This is a genomic window from Porticoccus sp., assembly GCA_023261185.1.
GTDB lineage: Bacteria > Pseudomonadota > Gammaproteobacteria > Pseudomonadales > Porticoccaceae > Porticoccus > Porticoccus litoralis.
In genome coordinates, this window is the sequence record JALRJN010000096.1 from 1 (window position 1) to 16,362 (window position 16,362).

18 protein-coding genes and 1 other RNA gene are annotated in these 16,362 nt (G+C 54.2%); 11 read left to right on the forward strand and 8 right to left on the reverse strand.

What is annotated here, in order from left to right; genetic code table 11:
* Positions 1-14 precede the first annotated feature (14 nt).
* The 4 genes from ssrA to smpB all read right to left on the reverse strand — a co-directional run bounded on the left by ssrA (position 15) and on the right by smpB (position 1,965).
* Positions 15-409: a transfer-messenger RNA gene (ssrA, locus tag ACYZYZ_RS09150) on the reverse strand.
* 101 nt (positions 410-510) lie between these two features.
* Positions 511-984 (reverse strand): bacterioferritin, encoded by a 474-nt coding sequence (gene bfr, locus ACYZYZ_RS09155; protein WP_461484044.1) that lies wholly within the window; start codon positions 982-984, stop codon positions 511-513.
* Positions 985-1,149: 165 nt separating this feature from the next.
* Positions 1,150-1,347, reverse strand: coding sequence for a (2Fe-2S)-binding protein (locus ACYZYZ_RS09160; RefSeq protein ID WP_461484045.1), 198 nt, complete (start codon positions 1,345-1,347; stop codon positions 1,150-1,152).
* A 138-nt stretch (positions 1,348-1,485) separates the two neighbouring features.
* The gene (gene smpB, locus ACYZYZ_RS09165; RefSeq protein ID WP_305170120.1) at positions 1,486-1,965 is read right to left on the reverse strand and encodes an SsrA-binding protein SmpB; all 480 of its coding nucleotides are present in this window, start codon (positions 1,963-1,965) and stop codon (positions 1,486-1,488) included.
* A 125-nt stretch (positions 1,966-2,090) separates the two neighbouring features.
* On the opposite strand from smpB, the gene ACYZYZ_RS09170 reads away from it, so the two are divergent.
* From ACYZYZ_RS09170 to ACYZYZ_RS09180, 3 genes are read left to right on the forward strand one after another with little or no spacing between them, the layout of a single operon-like run.
* Positions 2,091-3,482, forward strand: a complete 1,392-nt coding sequence (locus tag ACYZYZ_RS09170) for a sodium-dependent transporter (protein ID WP_461484046.1) — start codon at positions 2,091-2,093, stop codon at positions 3,480-3,482.
* Positions 3,482-3,919 (forward strand): type II toxin-antitoxin system RatA family toxin, encoded by a 438-nt coding sequence (locus ACYZYZ_RS09175; RefSeq protein ID WP_305170122.1) that lies wholly within the window; start codon positions 3,482-3,484, stop codon positions 3,917-3,919. Before ACYZYZ_RS09170 ends, ACYZYZ_RS09175 begins: the two co-directional genes overlap by 1 nt.
* The gene (locus ACYZYZ_RS09180; protein ID WP_461484047.1) at positions 3,916-4,242 is read left to right on the forward strand and encodes an RnfH family protein; all 327 of its coding nucleotides are present in this window, start codon (positions 3,916-3,918) and stop codon (positions 4,240-4,242) included. The genes ACYZYZ_RS09175 and ACYZYZ_RS09180 overlap by 4 nt, the downstream gene beginning before the upstream one ends.
* Here ACYZYZ_RS09180 and ACYZYZ_RS09185 read toward each other — a convergent pair whose 3' ends face one another.
* Positions 4,243-4,665, reverse strand: a complete 423-nt coding sequence (locus ACYZYZ_RS09185; protein ID WP_461484048.1) for an outer membrane protein assembly factor BamE — start codon at positions 4,663-4,665, stop codon at positions 4,243-4,245.
* A 74-nt stretch (positions 4,666-4,739) separates the two neighbouring features.
* Here ACYZYZ_RS09185 and fur point away from each other — a divergent pair, with 74 nt between their 5' ends.
* Complete coding sequence (gene fur / locus ACYZYZ_RS09190; protein ID WP_461484049.1) at positions 4,740-5,147, forward strand: ferric iron uptake transcriptional regulator; 408 nt, start codon at positions 4,740-4,742, stop codon at positions 5,145-5,147.
* Positions 5,148-5,174: 27 nt separating this feature from the next.
* Here fur and ACYZYZ_RS09195 read toward each other — a convergent pair whose 3' ends face one another.
* Positions 5,175-6,392 (reverse strand): GGDEF domain-containing protein, encoded by a 1,218-nt coding sequence (locus tag ACYZYZ_RS09195; RefSeq protein WP_461484050.1) that lies wholly within the window; start codon positions 6,390-6,392, stop codon positions 5,175-5,177.
* A 160-nt stretch (positions 6,393-6,552) separates the two neighbouring features.
* On the opposite strand from ACYZYZ_RS09195, the gene ACYZYZ_RS09200 reads away from it, so the two are divergent.
* Positions 6,553-7,332 carry a hypothetical protein gene (locus ACYZYZ_RS09200; protein WP_461484051.1) on the forward strand — a complete coding sequence of 260 codons (780 nt, stop codon included), beginning with the start codon at positions 6,553-6,555 and terminating at the stop codon, positions 7,330-7,332.
* Here ACYZYZ_RS09200 and ACYZYZ_RS09205 read toward each other — a convergent pair.
* Both ACYZYZ_RS09205 and recN read right to left on the reverse strand, forming a co-directional pair.
* On the reverse strand, positions 7,329-7,706 hold the full coding sequence (locus ACYZYZ_RS09205) for a hypothetical protein (protein ID WP_461484052.1): 378 nt from the start codon (positions 7,704-7,706) through the stop codon (positions 7,329-7,331). The two genes, ACYZYZ_RS09200 and ACYZYZ_RS09205, sit on opposite strands and share 4 nt — an antisense overlap.
* Positions 7,707-8,013: 307 nt before the next feature.
* On the reverse strand, positions 8,014-9,696 hold the full coding sequence (recN, locus tag ACYZYZ_RS09210; protein ID WP_461484053.1) for a DNA repair protein RecN: 1,683 nt from the start codon (positions 9,694-9,696) through the stop codon (positions 8,014-8,016).
* 135 nt (positions 9,697-9,831) lie between these two features.
* Here recN and grpE point away from each other — a divergent pair, with 135 nt between their 5' ends.
* The 6 genes from grpE to ACYZYZ_RS09240 all read left to right on the forward strand — a co-directional run.
* Positions 9,832-10,425 carry a nucleotide exchange factor GrpE gene (gene grpE / locus ACYZYZ_RS09215; protein WP_461484054.1) on the forward strand — a complete coding sequence of 198 codons (594 nt, stop codon included), beginning with the start codon at positions 9,832-9,834 and terminating at the stop codon, positions 10,423-10,425.
* 76 nt (positions 10,426-10,501) lie between these two features.
* A complete protein-coding gene (dnaK, locus tag ACYZYZ_RS09220) occupies positions 10,502-12,433 on the forward strand; it encodes a molecular chaperone DnaK (RefSeq protein WP_461484055.1) in 1,932 nt (643 codons plus the stop codon).
* 161 nt (positions 12,434-12,594) lie between these two features.
* On the forward strand, positions 12,595-13,734 hold the full coding sequence (gene dnaJ, locus ACYZYZ_RS09225) for a molecular chaperone DnaJ (protein ID WP_461484056.1): 1,140 nt from the start codon (positions 12,595-12,597) through the stop codon (positions 13,732-13,734).
* A 35-nt stretch (positions 13,735-13,769) separates the two neighbouring features.
* On the forward strand, positions 13,770-14,573 hold the full coding sequence (gene dapB / locus ACYZYZ_RS09230) for a 4-hydroxy-tetrahydrodipicolinate reductase (protein ID WP_461484057.1): 804 nt from the start codon (positions 13,770-13,772) through the stop codon (positions 14,571-14,573).
* A gap of 279 nt (positions 14,574-14,852) precedes the next feature.
* Entirely contained in the window at positions 14,853-15,998 is a 1,146-nt protein-coding gene (gene carA, locus ACYZYZ_RS09235; RefSeq protein WP_305170134.1) for a glutamine-hydrolyzing carbamoyl-phosphate synthase small subunit, read from the forward strand.
* 98 nt (positions 15,999-16,096) lie between these two features.
* Positions 16,097-16,362, forward strand: a 266-nt coding sequence (locus ACYZYZ_RS09240) for a carbamoyl phosphate synthase preATP-grasp domain-containing protein (RefSeq protein ID WP_461484058.1), incomplete at its 3' end; no start/stop codon positions are given.

Sequence of the window (16,362 nt, forward strand, 5' to 3'; positions counted from 1 at the left end):
GCTAGATGTCGAATTGGTGGAGGCGGCGGGAATTGAACCCGCGTCCGTCAGTCCTCTGCCGAGGGATCTACATGCTTAGTTCAGTCTATTAAATTTAACAGGTTACAACCCGACTGACAGGGCACGTAAACTGCGATTCCGGTAAGTGTTTAGCGAATCCACCCCGGACGAGCTTCATCGCGATCTTGTGAGTATGACACCTGAGTGCTTCGCCGCTACCCGAGGGTAGTTGAAGCGCTGGACGCACAAGCACGGCTCCAGTCAGATGGCATTCTACCGTTTCTTAGGCGGCGAGTGCGTAGTTGTCGTCGTTGGCAACTATAATTTGCGACTTTGGATTTACGAGATTGGTCGCCATCTCGGCATGCACCCAGGGTTTCGTAACCGGCGTCGAATCCAAATCGCCCCCTGAAGATGACAGTTAATAACTGTGGCGGCATAGTACCACAGCAACGTAACGATCCTTAGACTGTTATGGGGTTTTCAGGTTCATTTTCAAGGCCGAGGGTGTTATTCCTCGATAATCTGGGCTTGCAGATAATTTTGAATGCCGATTTTGTCGATCAACCCCAGCTGGGTTTCCAGCCAGTCCACATGTTCTTCCTCGGACTCGAGAATGTCGTTGAACAGGTCGCGACTAACGTAGTCTTTGATGGATTCCGCGTAGGCAATGGCTTCACGTAACACGGGAAGGGCTTCCATTTCCAGTTTGAGGTCGCATTCCAGCATTTCCTGGGTGTTTTCACCGATGTAGAACTTGCCCAGGTCCTGAAGGTTGGGGAGTCCCTCAAGAAATAAAATACGCTCTGTGACGGCATCTGCGTGTTTCATTTCATCAATGGATTCATGGTATTCCTTGTCGGCGATCTCCTTCAGTCCCCAGTCCTTGTACATTTTGGCATGGAGGAAATATTGATTGATGGCGCGCAGTTCGTTACCCAGTACTTTGTTCAAATACGCAATCAGTTGTGTATCACCTTTCATGGGATGTCCTTTTAAGTTCTGTAAGTTTCACGGCCTCTCTCAATAATAGGTTACCGAGTTCATGGTGCCGCTACTACCATGAATTGACAAAAAAATAGGACCTGGTGGGGTCCTATTATCAGTTAATAAGGCGTGTAAGCCTGAAATGGATGGTGGTAATGGGAGTTACGCAGTGCCCATGGCGTCGAAGTAGTTGGCTTCGGCGATAGCCTCTTTAAGAATGGCTTTTGCCTGGGGTAGGCATTTGCCACATTGGCTGGCAGCCCCTGTGCACTGTTTCAACGCTCTCATGTTGGAAGCGCCATTTTCTACGGCTTCCCGAATATCCCGATCAGTCACGGCATTGCATATACAGATGTACATAGGGTGTAGACGCTTCTTGTTAATGAGAACTGTTATCAATCCTAAATGATAACAATTATCAATGTCAAAGCATTTTTTCAGGATATTTTTAGTGGGTCGACAGCAATCGCCGGATACTGAAATCTGGGAGGAAGGGTGTTACTGATTGTGACGCATAATTCGCTGTTTCTGCCGTTCCCAGTCGCGGTTTTTCTCTGTCTGACGTTTGTCGTGTTCCTTTTTACCTTTGGCCAGCGCGATCTCGCATTTCACCAGGTGGTTTTTCCAATAGAGTGCGGTGGCCACACAGGTATAGCCCTTCTGGTTGACGCCGTTGAACAATCGACTCAGTTCCCGCTGGTTGAGCAGCAGTTTGCGGGTGCGCGTGGGGTCGGTCACAAAGTGTGTGGAGGCGGTTGGCAGGGGGGTGATATGAGTCCCGAGCAGAAAGGCTTCGCCATCCTTCAGCAAAACGTAGCTGTCCGTTAGCTGAACTTTTCCGGCCCGTAAACTTTTTACTTCCCAGCCTTTCAATACCAGACCGGCCTCAAATTTTTCTTCCAGCTGGTATTCGTGTCGCGCTCGTTTGTTAAGTGCGATGGTAGCGCTTTGTTTCTTTTTCTGAGGTTTCTTGGCCATGGCGGGGCATTATAAGGATTGCGCCGGGTAGCGCCTATGGTTTTGTTGCTGGTGAGGCTGCCCGTTGGTTTTTCCAGAGGGGGAATGCCGGTACAATCGGCTTCAACAACGTTCGAGCAGTATTCATGGCAGAACAACAACTTTCAGCTGCGACCCGGGGGCGTGGCCTCCACGGGTCCTGGGCCAGCCGTTGGACATTTATCATGGCGGCCACAGGTTCTGCTGTGGGGCTGGGCAATATCTGGAAGTTTCCCTACATTGCCGGTGAAAATGGCGGTGGTGCCTTCGTGCTGGTTTACCTGCTATGCATTCTCCTGGTCGGGATGCCTATTATGGTGGCGGAAGTGATGTTGGGCCGCCGTGGTCGCCAGAGCCCCATTAATGCCATGCGTTTTCTGACTGAGGAAGCAGGGTTGCACGGTGCCTGGCACGCCATTGGATGGCTGGGCGTCACTGCGGGGTTGATGATTCTTTCCTACTACGCGGTAATTGCTGGCTGGGCTCTCTATTACATCGGGGAAATGGCCTCCGGTACCTTTTTGGGTGCCAGCGCGGAACAGGCTGGTGAAATCTTCGGAGAACTGCTGGCAGACCCCCAGGAGTTAATTTTCTGGCAAAGTATTTTTATGGTGCTCACCATCGCGGTGGTCATCGGAGGGGTTACCCGGGGACTGGGGGTGGCCGTTCGTATACTGATGCCCATGCTGTTTGTGCTGTTGGTGGTGTTATTGGGTTTTTCCATCCAGCGGGGTGATTTTGCCCAGGGTTTTAGTTTTCTGTTCAGTTTTAATGCAGAAGCACTCACCTGGGCGGGGGTGTTGGAGGCGTTGGGCCATGCCTTCTTTACCCTCAGCCTGGGCATGGGAGCCATCATGGCCTACGGTGCCTACATGCCGGAGCACGCTAGAATCGGCCGCACGGTGTTGGCCGTGGGAGTCCTCGATACGTTAGTCGCATTAATGGCCGGGCTGGCGATATTCCCGATCGTGTTTGCCAACCCGACCATTGAGCCTGGGGCGGGCCCGGGGTTGATGTTTGTCAGTCTGCCGGTGGCGTTTGGCAATATGACCGGTGGCCTGTTGTTTGGCAGCCTGTTTTTTGTCCTGGTGACTGTCGCTGCCTGGAGTTCGGCCATTTCACTGATAGAGCCTGCTGTGGCCTACCTGATTGAAACAAAGCGGTTCAATCGTCTTACCGCTAACCTGCTGCTGGGTGGTATTGCCTGGGTTGTGGGGCTTGGTAGTGTGTTGTCCTTCAATGTTTGGGAAGAAAAACGCCTGGCCGGGTTCAACTTCTTCGAATTTATGGATTTCCTCACTTCCAGCGTTATGCTGCCCCTGACGGGGCTGTTTATCGCATTGTTTGTGGGCTGGCTGATGCGGCCCGATACCGTGCGCCGGGAGCTGGAAGATGAAACCCATGCAGTCTTTTCTGCCTGGCGCTGGGTTGTACGCTATCTCTCACCCTTCGCTGTGCTGGTGGTGTTTGTTCTGGGTGTTTATAAGACGTTTGCCTGATGTTGACGACAATAAAGCGCAGTGCGCTGGTGATGTACTCGGCTCAGCAGATGTTTGATCTGGTCAACGATGTGGCCAGCTATCCTCTGTACATGGAGGGTTGTGTCGGGGCGCATATTCTGGCGGAAGATCCTCAATCAATGACGGCGCGGCTGGACCTGAAAAAAGGGGGGGTGGGACACAGTTTCACCACCTGCAATACGCTTTATCCCCCGGATCGTATTGTGATGCAGCTGTCGGAAGGGCCTTTTAAAAAGCTCTCGGGCGAGTGGAGTTTCAAGGCGCTGACCGAATCGGCCTGCAAGGTGATGCTGGACCTGGAATTTGAATTTAACAGCCTGTCGATGGGGTTGGCCTCTGGCAGTGTGTTTGCCTCTGTGGCTAACAACCTGGTGGACTCTTTGTCAAAGCGGGCGCAAGAGGTTTATGGTCGATGAAAGATGTGGAATTGATTACCGTCGAAGTGGCTTACGCTTTACCCCAGCGTCAGCAGCTGACAACCCTGCAGGTGGCGCCGGGGACCACTGCCTATGAAGCCGTAGAGCAATCGGGCATTGTGCAGCAGTTTCCGGAAATTGATCTGGAGACGGCAAAGATGGGGATTTTTGGTCAGTCTTTGGGGAGTAAAGGTTTGAAGCCACCTAAAGAGCAGGTACTGCAGGCGGGTGATCGGGTGGAGATTTATCGTCCGCTGCTGGTGGACCCCAAGGAAGTAAGAAAACGTCGGGCTGAAAAAGCCAAGCAGGGGGCCAGCGAGTAATTACTCGGCTGCTTCGTCAGCGTCCTGTTCAGCGGGCTCGGGCTCTGCCGGAGGCGGAGCCAAAGCGGAAGGAATGAAATCGCCGCGGAAGCCCACCAATTTTTCGTCTTCGAAGTAAATAGAGACTTGTTCACGCACCTCTTCACCTTCTGAAGGGTACAGGCTGTAGTAGTAATCCCAGCGATTCTCGTTGAAAGTGTCTGCGATCAGGGGTGTGCCCATGATGAATCGCACCTGGGACTTGGTCATCCCGGGCTTGAGCTGATCGATCATTTCCTGGGTGATGACATTGCCCTGCTGAATATCAAATTTATGGATACTCGGCAGCTTGGGCATGCTGAAGCTGGGCATGGAGATACCTGAACAGCCCGAGAGGGAGACCATCAGGGCCAGGCAACAGCTCAATCGCGCAGTAAAGTGCATCGTGGGGTTCCAGTCATTTCAGCGAAGGGCGATAATACCGAATCCATCCAGTGTATAGAAGGGGCGTTAGGGGAATGAACGATGAAAACCGTGAATTGCGAAAGGCCGGGCTGAAAGTTACGGTTCCACGCCTGAAAATCTTGCAACTCCTCGAAGAAAGTGGCGAGCGCCACATGAGCGCGGAAGACGTTTATCGCAAGATGATGGAAACCGGGGACGATGTCAGCATCGCCACCGTTTACCGGGTTTTAACCCAGTTTGAAAGCGCGGGTCTGATCACCCGTCACAACTTTGATAACGGTCCAGCAGTTTATGAAATGGACCGTGGTGAGCACCACGATCACATGGTGAATGTGGATACCGGCAAAGTGGTTGAGTTCCACAGTGATGAGATTGAGGCCTTGCAGAAAGCGATCGCGGAAAAAAATGGCTACGAGTTGGTGGGACATAACCTAGTGCTGTACGTTCGTCCCAAGCAGTAATTGCTTTCTGACTGCCAGTAGTCTTCTTTAACAGGTTTTGATCTGATTTCTGCCGCCTTCCTTGGCGCGATACATGGCGCTGTCGGAAGCTTTCATCACGCCTTCAAAGTGCAAGGCATCCTGTGAATCGGCCACGCCCATGCTGACGGTGACCCGTATGTTGCCGTCACGTCGGGAGGCTCCACGTTTTTTCTCGCCACTTTTCTTGCTGCGGGGGCGGCTTTGCTTGTCTCGGGCCGTCATGTCGTAATCGGCGATATTTCTGCGCAGGTCCTCGAGGAAATCCAGTACCTGGTCAGTGTGCCGGCCCCTAAATAGCACGCAAAATTCCTCGCCGCCAAAGCGGTAAGCCTTGCCGCCACCGGAAACCCTACGTAATTTCGTTGCGACGGCCTTCAATACCTGATCGCCGACATCGTGCCCGTAGTTGTCATTGATTTTTTTGAAGTGATCCACGTCTACCATGGCCAGTGCATAGGTGCTGCCCATGCTGCGCACATCACGCAACAATGCCCGTCGGTTGGGAATCTGGGTGAGTTCATCCCGGTAAACCATGTTCAGCAGGCTGTGGGTCTGGTTGATAATCAGCAGCAGCCCCGCTGCTGAAAACATGATCGAGGATATCTGCGGGATGCCGAACCAGCCGAGGGTGATAAAGCTGAACAGAACACAGCTGGGCATGCTGGTGTCGAGTTGCTCCTTATGCAGAATGGGTAACGTAACGCCCAGGGTAAATGCGAGGAAAAACAACAGTCCGGACAGCGAGGAAATTTTAAGGTTAAGCAGGTCTGGATCGCCCGCGCTGGGCATCAGCGTGTCAAACCACAGTGGTTGCCATTGGAACAGGCTGATTACTATTAGCACGAAGATGGAAATAAACGCGATCAGCACCAGGAATCCCGGGTGGCGCCAGCCGGTGTCGGGCAGAATGATGAACAGTCCCAGCAGCACCGGCAGGCACAGGGAAGTGAGAGCAAATATCTGTCCGGCGGGCTCGGTGCTGAGGGGTTCCTGCATAAAGACAGTGATCAGCCAGTAACCCAGCAGCATGGTACCGGCGCCGCCCAGATCCCGGGAGCGATTGGCCAGAATCGCCATGAAGGCCGCCAGTCCGCAGACGATAAATGGCAATTGGGTCAGTAGGGAAATCTGTTCCGCATCCAAGTGGGGCAGCTGCCAGTAGGTCAGCAGTGCCAGCACTAGACAGAACAGTGGAGGGAGAAGGCGAACCAGGGATTGTGTCATAACTCGCTGTATCTGAACGCCTTCGATAAGGAATTCACTACAGTCTAAGGGGTTGGCAGGGTGTCGTAAATATACACTATGAGCCAATCCGCTATTTTGTGCCCAGTGGCGATTAATGGTTAAGTATCTGAGCGATGTATTCAGTAAGCAGGAGTCCGGAGTGAAAAGGTTGTTGAAACCGGTGTTGTGGTTATGGCTCGCGGGTGCTTCCCTGCCGGGCTGGGCCGATGAAGCCTGTTTGCTGTTGGCAGAAACCTACTATGAGCAGATTTTCTGCGAGCTGAAGGCGCTGGGGCAAGGAGGGAAATTGCCCGCTTTTTATGACTTCCGACGCAATGATGAAATGACACAGGCGTTACTGCTCAAACGACCTGCGGCAAAGGTAGGTGTTGGTCTTGCGATGCCAGTGCGGCAAAAAACAGAAATGCCGGCACCGCAAAAGGCCGAACAATTCATGTCCACCGTTCAGGGTGGTGCCTGTCTTCTGGAAGGGATATCCCTCCATTGCGGCGACAGTCACTATCGGTTAGTGGCAAACAAGGGGAATGACCAGCTGCCCCCGGGGGTTCTGGGTGACGCTAACCGCATGGGGATTCCTGACCTGCCTAGTCGGATGAACGGGGGGCAGCAGCTGGACTACCTGCGTTTGTCCTACCGGCAGTACCTGTCGAAGATGCTGGAAATCGGTCTGGGTGGATCGACGTTCTCATTTCGCAAGTTCGTTTATCTGTATGAAGACGTGACCAGTCGCGGCCTGGACTTCAGGCAACGGTTTGAAACCATGTTCGGGTTTCTGAAAAAAGATAAACGGAATATGTCAGTGAGCGAACGACTGCCGGATATCGGCAATTTGAAAGCGGCCTCTTGTGAGCCCCTGGATGAGCGCTTGGCAGTTTGCGATGGCGGCTACAAAAATCTCGTCTTTATAGCCGCTGACTAGTCGATTCGGTCGGCGGGGCCATGCTCAATGACCCGTGAGGGTTTTGCCGTCAACACACGACAGGCGGTGAGCATATTGATCAGCGACTGTCCCAGATGCTGCTCTGCCATGGCCAGTTCGCGGCCGACAATCATTTCCCGTTCCTGGCTGCTGAGGTTGGCTGGGTCGCAACCCAGTTGCTGGTCGATGCGTGACATCAGTTGTGCCATCAGCACTTGTGCCTCCTCGCGGGATTGATACATCTCGAAAGGGGCATTTTTCATCATGGTAGGCAGGTCACGTATGGCCTGAAAGGTGGCTTTGGTATTGCGTACCGCCAGCCTTGCGGGAAGCATGGAGAGACTAAAGCTCGCGGAGAAAAATTCAGAAATCATCAAATGAACCCATAGAAAGACTCAGGGCTTTCAGGGTAACCCAGTGATTTCTTTACGTCGAGCTTGGAGGCGGTAAATGGGGGAAGAGATGGGACCCTGCCGACGAGTTTGGTCGTCAGCAGGGTGTAAATGGGCTAGGCGATGGTAGATGCCACGGCAATCAGCACAAACATCACGCCAATTCCCATCAACATCAATTTGCCGACTCTACCCAAGGTTGCAGTATCTTCTGCTAGCATCTTATTTTCCTCCTGATAGTTGGAGGCGAAAGCATAAAATTCTCTTCGAGGGGCAGTATTGACTCAGATCAACTGGACGGATTGGCCAGTGCCAGCAGTTCCCTGGCGTGGTCGCGACTGGTGTCAGTGATGGAGGCGCCGCCCAGCATGCGAGCGATCTCCTCAATGCGTTCAGATTCTCCAAGGGGTTGGATATCGCTGTGTGCGGTGTTCGTGCCGGTCTGTTTACTGACAAGGAGTTGGTGGTGAGCACAGGCAGCTACCTGAGGTTGGTGGGTAACACAGATAACCTGGCCGCGGTTGCCCAGTTCCCTCAGCAGTTCCCCCACTACATTGGCGGTGGCACCGCCAATACCGACATCCACCTCATCAAATACCAGTGTTGGAATAGTGGCATGGCGGGCGGCGATCACCTGAATGGCCAGGCTGATACGGGACAGCTCGCCGCCGGAAGCAATTTTTGACAGGGGTTTGGGTTCTGCCCCTGGATTGGTGGCGATCAGAAACTCCACACTTTCCAAGCCATGGGCTGAAGGTTTTTCAGGATTTCCAGGGCGAAGTTCCACCACGAAGCGGGCGCCTTTCATGGATAGGGAGGCGAACTGTTGCTCCACTTGGCTGGAAAGTAGTTTGGCAGCTTCTGCACGTTGTTGGCTAAGGGCTTGTGCCATTTTTTGGTACTGCACCAGTAGTTGATCGACCTGCCCTTGCAAGGTTTCCAGGCTCTCTGCGCCGCCGGTCAGTTCATCCAGTTCACGTTGCAGCTCATTTTGCTTTTCCGTCAGCTTCTCGGCCTGAATGCGGTGCTTGCGGGCCAGTTGATAGATGGCGCTGAGGCGGTCCTCAATGGTTTGCAGCTGTTCGGGGTCCAGTTCAAAGCTGTCCAGGTGATATTGAACTTCCCGGCCTGCTTCCTCGACTTCAATCAGCGCACTGTTCAGCAGTTTTTCTGCTTCGAGTAACCCTTGGGGCTTGTTTGGCATCGCGCTCAACAGCTGTACAGCACGGTTCAGTCCATCCTGAAGGTTGAAATTATCTCCCTCCCGGCATAATTCGATCAGGGTGTGACTGTCTTTCAGAATGGATTCGGCATTGGCCAGGAGCTGCTGTTGTTCCTCAAGTTGGGCCAGTTCGCCCTCAGCCAGACCCAGTTCTTCAAATTCCTGGAGCTGAAACTGTAACAATGCCTTGCGGGCGTCCAGCTCATCGCTGGCGTTGGTGAGCTGTTGCAGGTGCTGATTGAGGCGACTCCACTGTTGCTGACAGTTGCGCACAGACGCAGCCAGATCGCTGCTGCCTGCGAAGGCGTCCAGAATCTGGCGATGACTTTCCTTGCGCAATAGAGACTGATGCTCGTGCTGACTGTGAATGTCGATCAGCATTTCGCCCAGCTCTCGCAGCTGTTGCATCGTCACCGGCTGACCATTGATGTAGCCCCGGGAGCGGCCTTCCCGAGTGATCACCCGCCGCAACAGGCATTCATCGTTGTCATTGGCGAAATCATTGTCCGTCAGCCATTGATGGGGCTGGGGGGCTTGCGAAATATCAAACAGGGCAGTTACTTCTGCCCGTTCCTGGCCTTCGCGAATGCGGTCGGTGTCCGCTCTATCTCCAAGGGCCATGGACAGTGCATCCAGCAGCAGGGATTTGCCAGCGCCGGTCTCCCCGGTCAATGCGGACATGCCAGCGCTGAAATCCACTTCCAGAGATTCCACCAGGGTGAAATTGTTGACGCTGAGGCTGGTGAGCAAGGGGCTGTTCCGAGTCAGTGTTGCGATTTGTGCGAAGGCTAATGGTATACAGAATTTTTAAGTGCGTCTGCCCTTGAAACTAGTTGTTAAGACCCAATATAGCCGGTGAACCAAAGTCCAGAGGGGGATCGTTGCGTGTCGACGGAAAAGCATAATTCGCAGGAACCGGAACAACAGCAGCCGGAGGCGGAACAGACTACCGAAACTCAGCCGGAGGAATCTCAGGCTGAAGAAAGCCAGGAGCTGAGCGTGGAGCAGGTGTTGGCCGATTTGGCCGAGGCAAAGGACCACGTTTTACGCACCCAGGCGGAGATGCAGAACCTGCGTCGCCGTATGGAGCGGGATGTTGAAAACGCTCACAAATATGCACTGGAGAAGTTCGTGGGTGAGCTTCTGCCAGTGGTAGATAACCTGGAGCGTGCCATCAGCGCCATTGATGTCAGCAATGAAGAATTCAAGGCGGTGGGAGAAGGCATCGAGCTGACACTTAAGAGTTTTCTGGACGTACTCGGGCGTTTCAAGGTCGACACACTTGACCCAAAGGGTGAGGCATTTGACCCCGAGCTGCACCAGGCTATGAGCATACTGGAAATGCAGGAAGTGAAGCCCAACACCGTGGTAGATGTGTTCCAGAAAGGCTACACCCTGAACGGACGCCTGGTGCGCCCCGCAATGGTCGTGGTGTCCAAAGCTGCTGCCGCGCAAGCAAATACCGATGGTGAGGGTTGAAATCCCGAAAAGCGGGCCAATATACACAACCAGAAGCCAATTATTAATAGATTGATTTAACCCGGAGATTCAGAAAATGGGCAAGATTATCGGCATTGACCTCGGCACCACCAACTCCTGTGTGGCTGTTCTTGAGGGCGATAAACCGAAAGTCATCGAAAATGCTGAAGGAACGCGCACCACGCCTTCCATTGTGGCCTTTACCGATGATAACGAAGTATTGGTGGGTCAGTCCGCCAAGCGTCAAGCTGTCACCAACCCGAGCAACACCCTGTTTGCGGTGAAGCGGTTGATTGGTCGTCGCTTCGAAGATGATGTGGTGCAGAAAGACATCAAGATGGTGCCCTACAAAATCACCAAGGCCGACAACGGTGATGCCTGGGTTGAAGTGAAGGGCGATAAGAAAGCGCCGCCGCAGATCTCTGCCGAAGTGCTGAAGAAAATGAAGAAGACCGCGGAAGATTACCTGGGTGAAAAAGTCACCGAGGCCGTTATTACCGTGCCGGCTTACTTCAACGATTCCCAGCGTCAGGCGACCAAGGATGCCGGTAAGATTGCCGGTCTCGAAGTTAAACGGATTATCAATGAGCCGACGGCTGCAGCCCTGGCCTATGGTATGGACAAGGGCGCGGGCGATCGCGTTATCGCTGTCTATGACCTGGGTGGTGGTACATTCGATATTTCCATCATCGAAATTGCCGATGTGGATGGAGAGCACCAGTTTGAAGTGCTGTCGACCAATGGTGACACCTTCCTCGGTGGTGAAGATTTCGACCTGCGCCTGATCGAATACTTGGCCGCAGAATTCAAGAAAGAGAGCAGCATTGATCTGCACAATGACCCCCTGGCTCTGCAGCGTCTCAAAGAAGCCGCAGAAAAAGCCAAGATCGAGCTGTCTTCCAGCCAGCAGACCGAGGTAAATCTGCCCTATATCACAGCAGATGCCACTGGTCCGAAGCACCTGGTAGTGAAACTGACCCGCGCCAAGCTGGAGTCCCTGGTTGAAGAGCTGGTGTCCCGCTCCATGGAGCCGGTCAAAATGGCACTGAAAGATGCGGGCAAGTCTGCTTCAGATATTGAAGACGTGATTCTGGTCGGTGGTCAGACACGCATGCCGTTGGTACAGAAGTACGTATCCGAGTTTTTTGGCAAGGAACCACGTAAAGATGTAAACCCTGATGAGGCGGTGGCTGTAGGCGCTGCGATTCAGGCCGCGGTTCTGTCCGGTGATGTCAAAGATGTGCTGCTGCTGGATGTGACCCCGCTGACTCTGGGTATTGAAACCATGGGCGGTGTGGCGACCCCGCTGATCGAGAAGAACACCACGATTCCTACCAAGAAATCGCAAATCTTCTCCACGGCAGATGACAACCAGACCGCGGTAACTGTCCACGTGGTTCAGGGTGAGCGCAAGCAGGCGGCGGGTAACAAGTCCCTGGGTCGTTTTGACCTGGCAGATATTCCCCCGGCACCTCGCGGTATGCCCCAGATTGAAGTTACCTTCGATATTGATGCCAACGGTATTCTCAACGTTAGCGCCAAAGACAAGGCCACCGGCAAGGAGCAGTCCATCGTGATCAAGGCTTCTTCCGGTCTGTCCGATGAAGAAATTGAAAACATGGTCAAGGATGCGGAGGCCAATGCCGCCGAAGACCAGAAATTTGAAGAGTTGGTGCAGGCTCGCAATGCCGCCGATGGTCTGGCCCACGCGGCCAAGAAGACCCTCGAGGAAGCCGGTGACAAAGCCAGTGCCGAGGAAAAAGAAGCCATCGAATCTGCTATCAAGGAAGTGGAAGAGGCGGTGAAAGGTGACGATAAGGAAGCCATGGATGCGGCTGCCAACAAATTGTCTGAAGCCTCTGCCAACCTGGCGCAGAAACTGTATGCGGAGCAGGCAGAAGCTGCCCAAGCTGGTGCCGCTGACGAGGGTACTGCCGCAGCCGGTGGCAACCAGGACGACGCGCTTGATGCCGAGTTCGAGGAAGTGAAGGAAGACGACAAGAAGTAAGGGATTTCCCTGATTGTCGTTACCGGCCTTCCAGCCGGAAGCAGGCGCGGGTCATGCCCGCGCCTTGCTGCGTCTGACAGGAAATGATTTTGCAGGATGCACGGATTAGTTTGATACGCTGCCCGCTGGGCAGTTAACCCGACAACAGAAGTTGATACGCCATGGCCAAACGCGATTTTTACGAGATTCTCGGTGTAGCCAAAAGTGCCTCTGCGGAGGAGATCAAAAAAGCCTACCGCCGCATAGCGATGAAGAATCACCCGGACCGCAATCCGGACAACAAAGAGGCCGAGGACATCTTTAAAGAGGCGACGGAAGCCTACGAAGTGCTTTCTGACAAGGAAAAGAAAGCAGCCTACGACCAGTACGGCCACGCGGGTGTAGACCCTAATAGCGGTTTTGGTGGCGGCCCCGGTGGCGCAGGCTTCGGTGATTTTGGCGATATTTTCGGTGATGTGTTCGGCGATATTTTTGGTCAAGGTGGTCGTGGCCGGGGTGGTCGCGGCGGTCCGCGCCGTGGTTCCGACCTGCGTTACGACCTGGATCTGGACCTTGAGGATGCCGTCAGGGGCAAAACCATCCAGATCAAGGTGCCGACGCTGGTGGCCTGTAAGCCTTGTGACGGTTCCGGTGCCAAGAAAGGCAGCACTCCAACGACCTGTTCCACCTGTGGTGGGCATGGCCAGGTGCGCATGTCCCAGGGCTTTATTGCGGTTCAGCAAACTTGTCCCACCTGTCGTGGTCGCGGTCAGGTTATCAGTGACCCTTGTAGCACCTGTCATGGACAGGGTCGGGTGCACGATACCAAGACGTTGTCCGTCAAGGTTCCTGCCGGTGTTGATACCGGTGATCGCATTCGTTTGGCCGGTGAAGGTGAAGCTGGACCCGAAGGTGGCCCTGCTGGTGATTTGTACGTTCAGGTCCGCGTCAGGGAGCATGCCCTGTTCCGTCGTGAAGGTCGCGATCTATACTGCGAAGTGCCCATCAGTATTGTCGATGCCGCTCTGGGGGGTGAAATTGAAGTGCCGACGCTTGATGGTCGGGTGAAGTTGAAAATTCCGGCGGAGACCCAGACCGGAAGATTGTTCAGGCTCCGTGGTAAAGGCGTCACCAGCGTTCGTGGTGGAGGTCAAGGTGATCTTTTGTGCCGTGTTATTCTGGAAACCCCGGTCAACCTCAATGCGGAACAGAAGGAGCTGCTGGGTAAATTGCAGGAGAGCCTTGAGGGCGGCAAACATTCGCCCCGCAAAACATCCTGGTTTGAAGGTGTAAAGAAATTCTTTGATGGCTTCGCGCTGTAGTGCGATTCACGTCTGAAAAATAACGAGAATACCCTATGACACGAATTGCAGTGACCGGTGCGGCCGGTCGTATGGGCAAAACCCTGATAGAAGCGGTAACCCTGAACCCCGACACGCAGTTGACAGTGGCCATCGAGCGGCCGGAGAGCACCCTCATCGGAGCTGACGCTGGAGAACTGGCCGGTATCGGTAAGCTCAATGTGCCGGTGGTTGGCGATATCACCCAGGTGCTCGATCAGTTCGATGTCCTGATTGATTTCACAGCGCCGCTGGCAACACTGGCCAATGCCGAGGCCTGTGCGGCTGCCGGCAAAAAAATGGTGGTCGGTACCACCGGGTTCACCCCGGAACAAAAGCAGCAGTTGCTGTCGGCAGCCGATACTACCGGCCTGTGCATAGCGTCCAATTTCAGCACCGGGGTCAATCTCTGTTTCAAATTACTGGAAATGGCGGCCAAAGTGCTTGGCGACGATGTCGATATCGAAGTGTACGAGGCCCATCACCGTCACAAGGTGGATGCCCCTTCGGGTACCGCCCTTAGCATGGGTGAAGTGGTGGCCAAAACTCTGGGTCGCGATCTGTCCGAAGTGGCTGTTTACGGCCGGGAAGGGCAGACCGGTGCCAGGGAGCGTCAGACCATTGGTTTTGCTACGGTCCGCGCAGGCGATATCGTCGGCGATCACACGGTGATGTTTGCGGCAGATGGTGAACGTGTGGAGATTACCCACAAGGCTTCCAGCCGCATGTCCTTTGCCCGCGGGGCTGTGCGGGCCGCCGCCTGGCTGCAGGGGCAGGAAAAAGGCCTTTACGATATGCAGGATGTGCTCGGTCTGAAGTGAGGACATGTCTGTGAAAACAGCCAATTATTTGCCCCGGACGGCATGATATCGGCTGGACAGGTCGGGGTGCTTGCCCTAGAATGCGCCGTTAGTTTCCGCAGACAAAGCAAGTCCTGTAATCAGCGGTGAGGGACGCGGTTGAAGAATTATAAAGCGAGGTGAGACGTGCGGTTTCATCTCGCTTTTTTACAGCCTGGCGTTAGCTAAACTGCACCGGATTGTTGCTGAAGGAAATGAGCTGTCACTGTAATAATTCCCTTTAAGGTTGAGGAGGTTACTTTGAATACCGATAGCCATCGGTCCGCTATTCTCGCGCTTGAGGATGGCACTGTGTTTGAGGGTATCGCCATTGGCGCAGATGGGCTCTCAAGTGGTGAAGTGGTATTCAATACAGCACTGACGGGCTATCAGGAAATCCTCACTGATCCCTCCTATGCGCGCCAGATCGTTACCCTGACTTATCCGCATATCGGCAATGTCGGCGTTAACAGCGAAGACTGTGAGTCTGAACGCATCTGGGCTGCGGGTCTGGTGATTCGTGACCTGCCGCTTCTTGTCAGTAATTTCCGCTCCGAGCAGGCGCTGGATGAATACCTGAAGGCGAACAATATTCTTGGTATCGCCGACATTGATACCCGTAAACTGACCCGTATCCTGCGTGAAAAAGGTGCCCAGAGTGGTTGCCTGATGGCAGGTCGTGTCGATCGTGACGAAGCGCTGGCTGCAGCGCGTGCCTTTTCCGGTCTGAAAGGCATGGATCTGGCCCAGGAAGTTACCACCGATAAATCCTACACCTGGTCCGAGGGTAGCTGGCAGTTGGGTGCTGGATTTACTGCGCCGGAAAACAAGCCCTACAACGTGGTGGCCTATGATTTCGGCGCCAAACACAACATCTTGCGCATGCTGGTGGACCGTGGTGCCAACCTCACGGTAGTGCCTGCCAAAACTCCTGCGGCAGACGTGCTGGCCATGAATCCCGATGGTATTTTTCTGTCCAATGGACCGGGGGACCCGGAGCCCTGCGATTACGCCATTCAGGCGATCCGCGAGTTTTTGGAAACCGACATCCCGGTTTTTGGCATTTGTCTGGGGCACCAGTTGCTGGCCCTTGCCAGTGGCGCCAAGACCGTGAAAATGAAATTTGGCCATCACGGGGCTAACCATCCGGTGAAAGATCTGGATAACGGTACGGTGATGATCACCAGCCAGAATCACGGGTTTGCCGTGGATGAGGCGACTCTGCCGGCCAATCTCCGCGCGACCCACAGTTCGCTGTTTGACGGCTCGCTGCAGGGGATTCACCGCACGGACAAGCCGGCATTCAGTTTCCAGGGTCACCCGGAAGCCAGTCCCGGCCCCCATGATGCAGCACCGCTGTTTGATCACTTTTTCGAATTGATTGAGGCGCGCGGCCAGGCCAGCTGAACTTGGCTCTATTCCGTGCGCGGTGTCTGTAATGGCACCGAATAACACCTGCTGACAGGTACCAAGTTAACGGCTACGGCCTAAACTGACGACGACTTATGCCAAAAAGAACCGATATCAAAAGTATCCTGATCCTCGGCGCCGGTCCCATTGTCATCGGACAGGCCTGCGAGTTTGATTACTCTGGCGCCCAGGCCTGTAAAGCCCTGCGTGAAGAGGGTTACCGGGTGATCCTGGTGAACTCCAACCCCGCCACCATCATGACCGATCCGGCCATGGCCGATGCCACCTATATCGAACCGGTGGAATGGCGCACTGTGGCGAAGATTATCGAGCAGGAGCGCCCGGATGCTCTGCTGCCCAC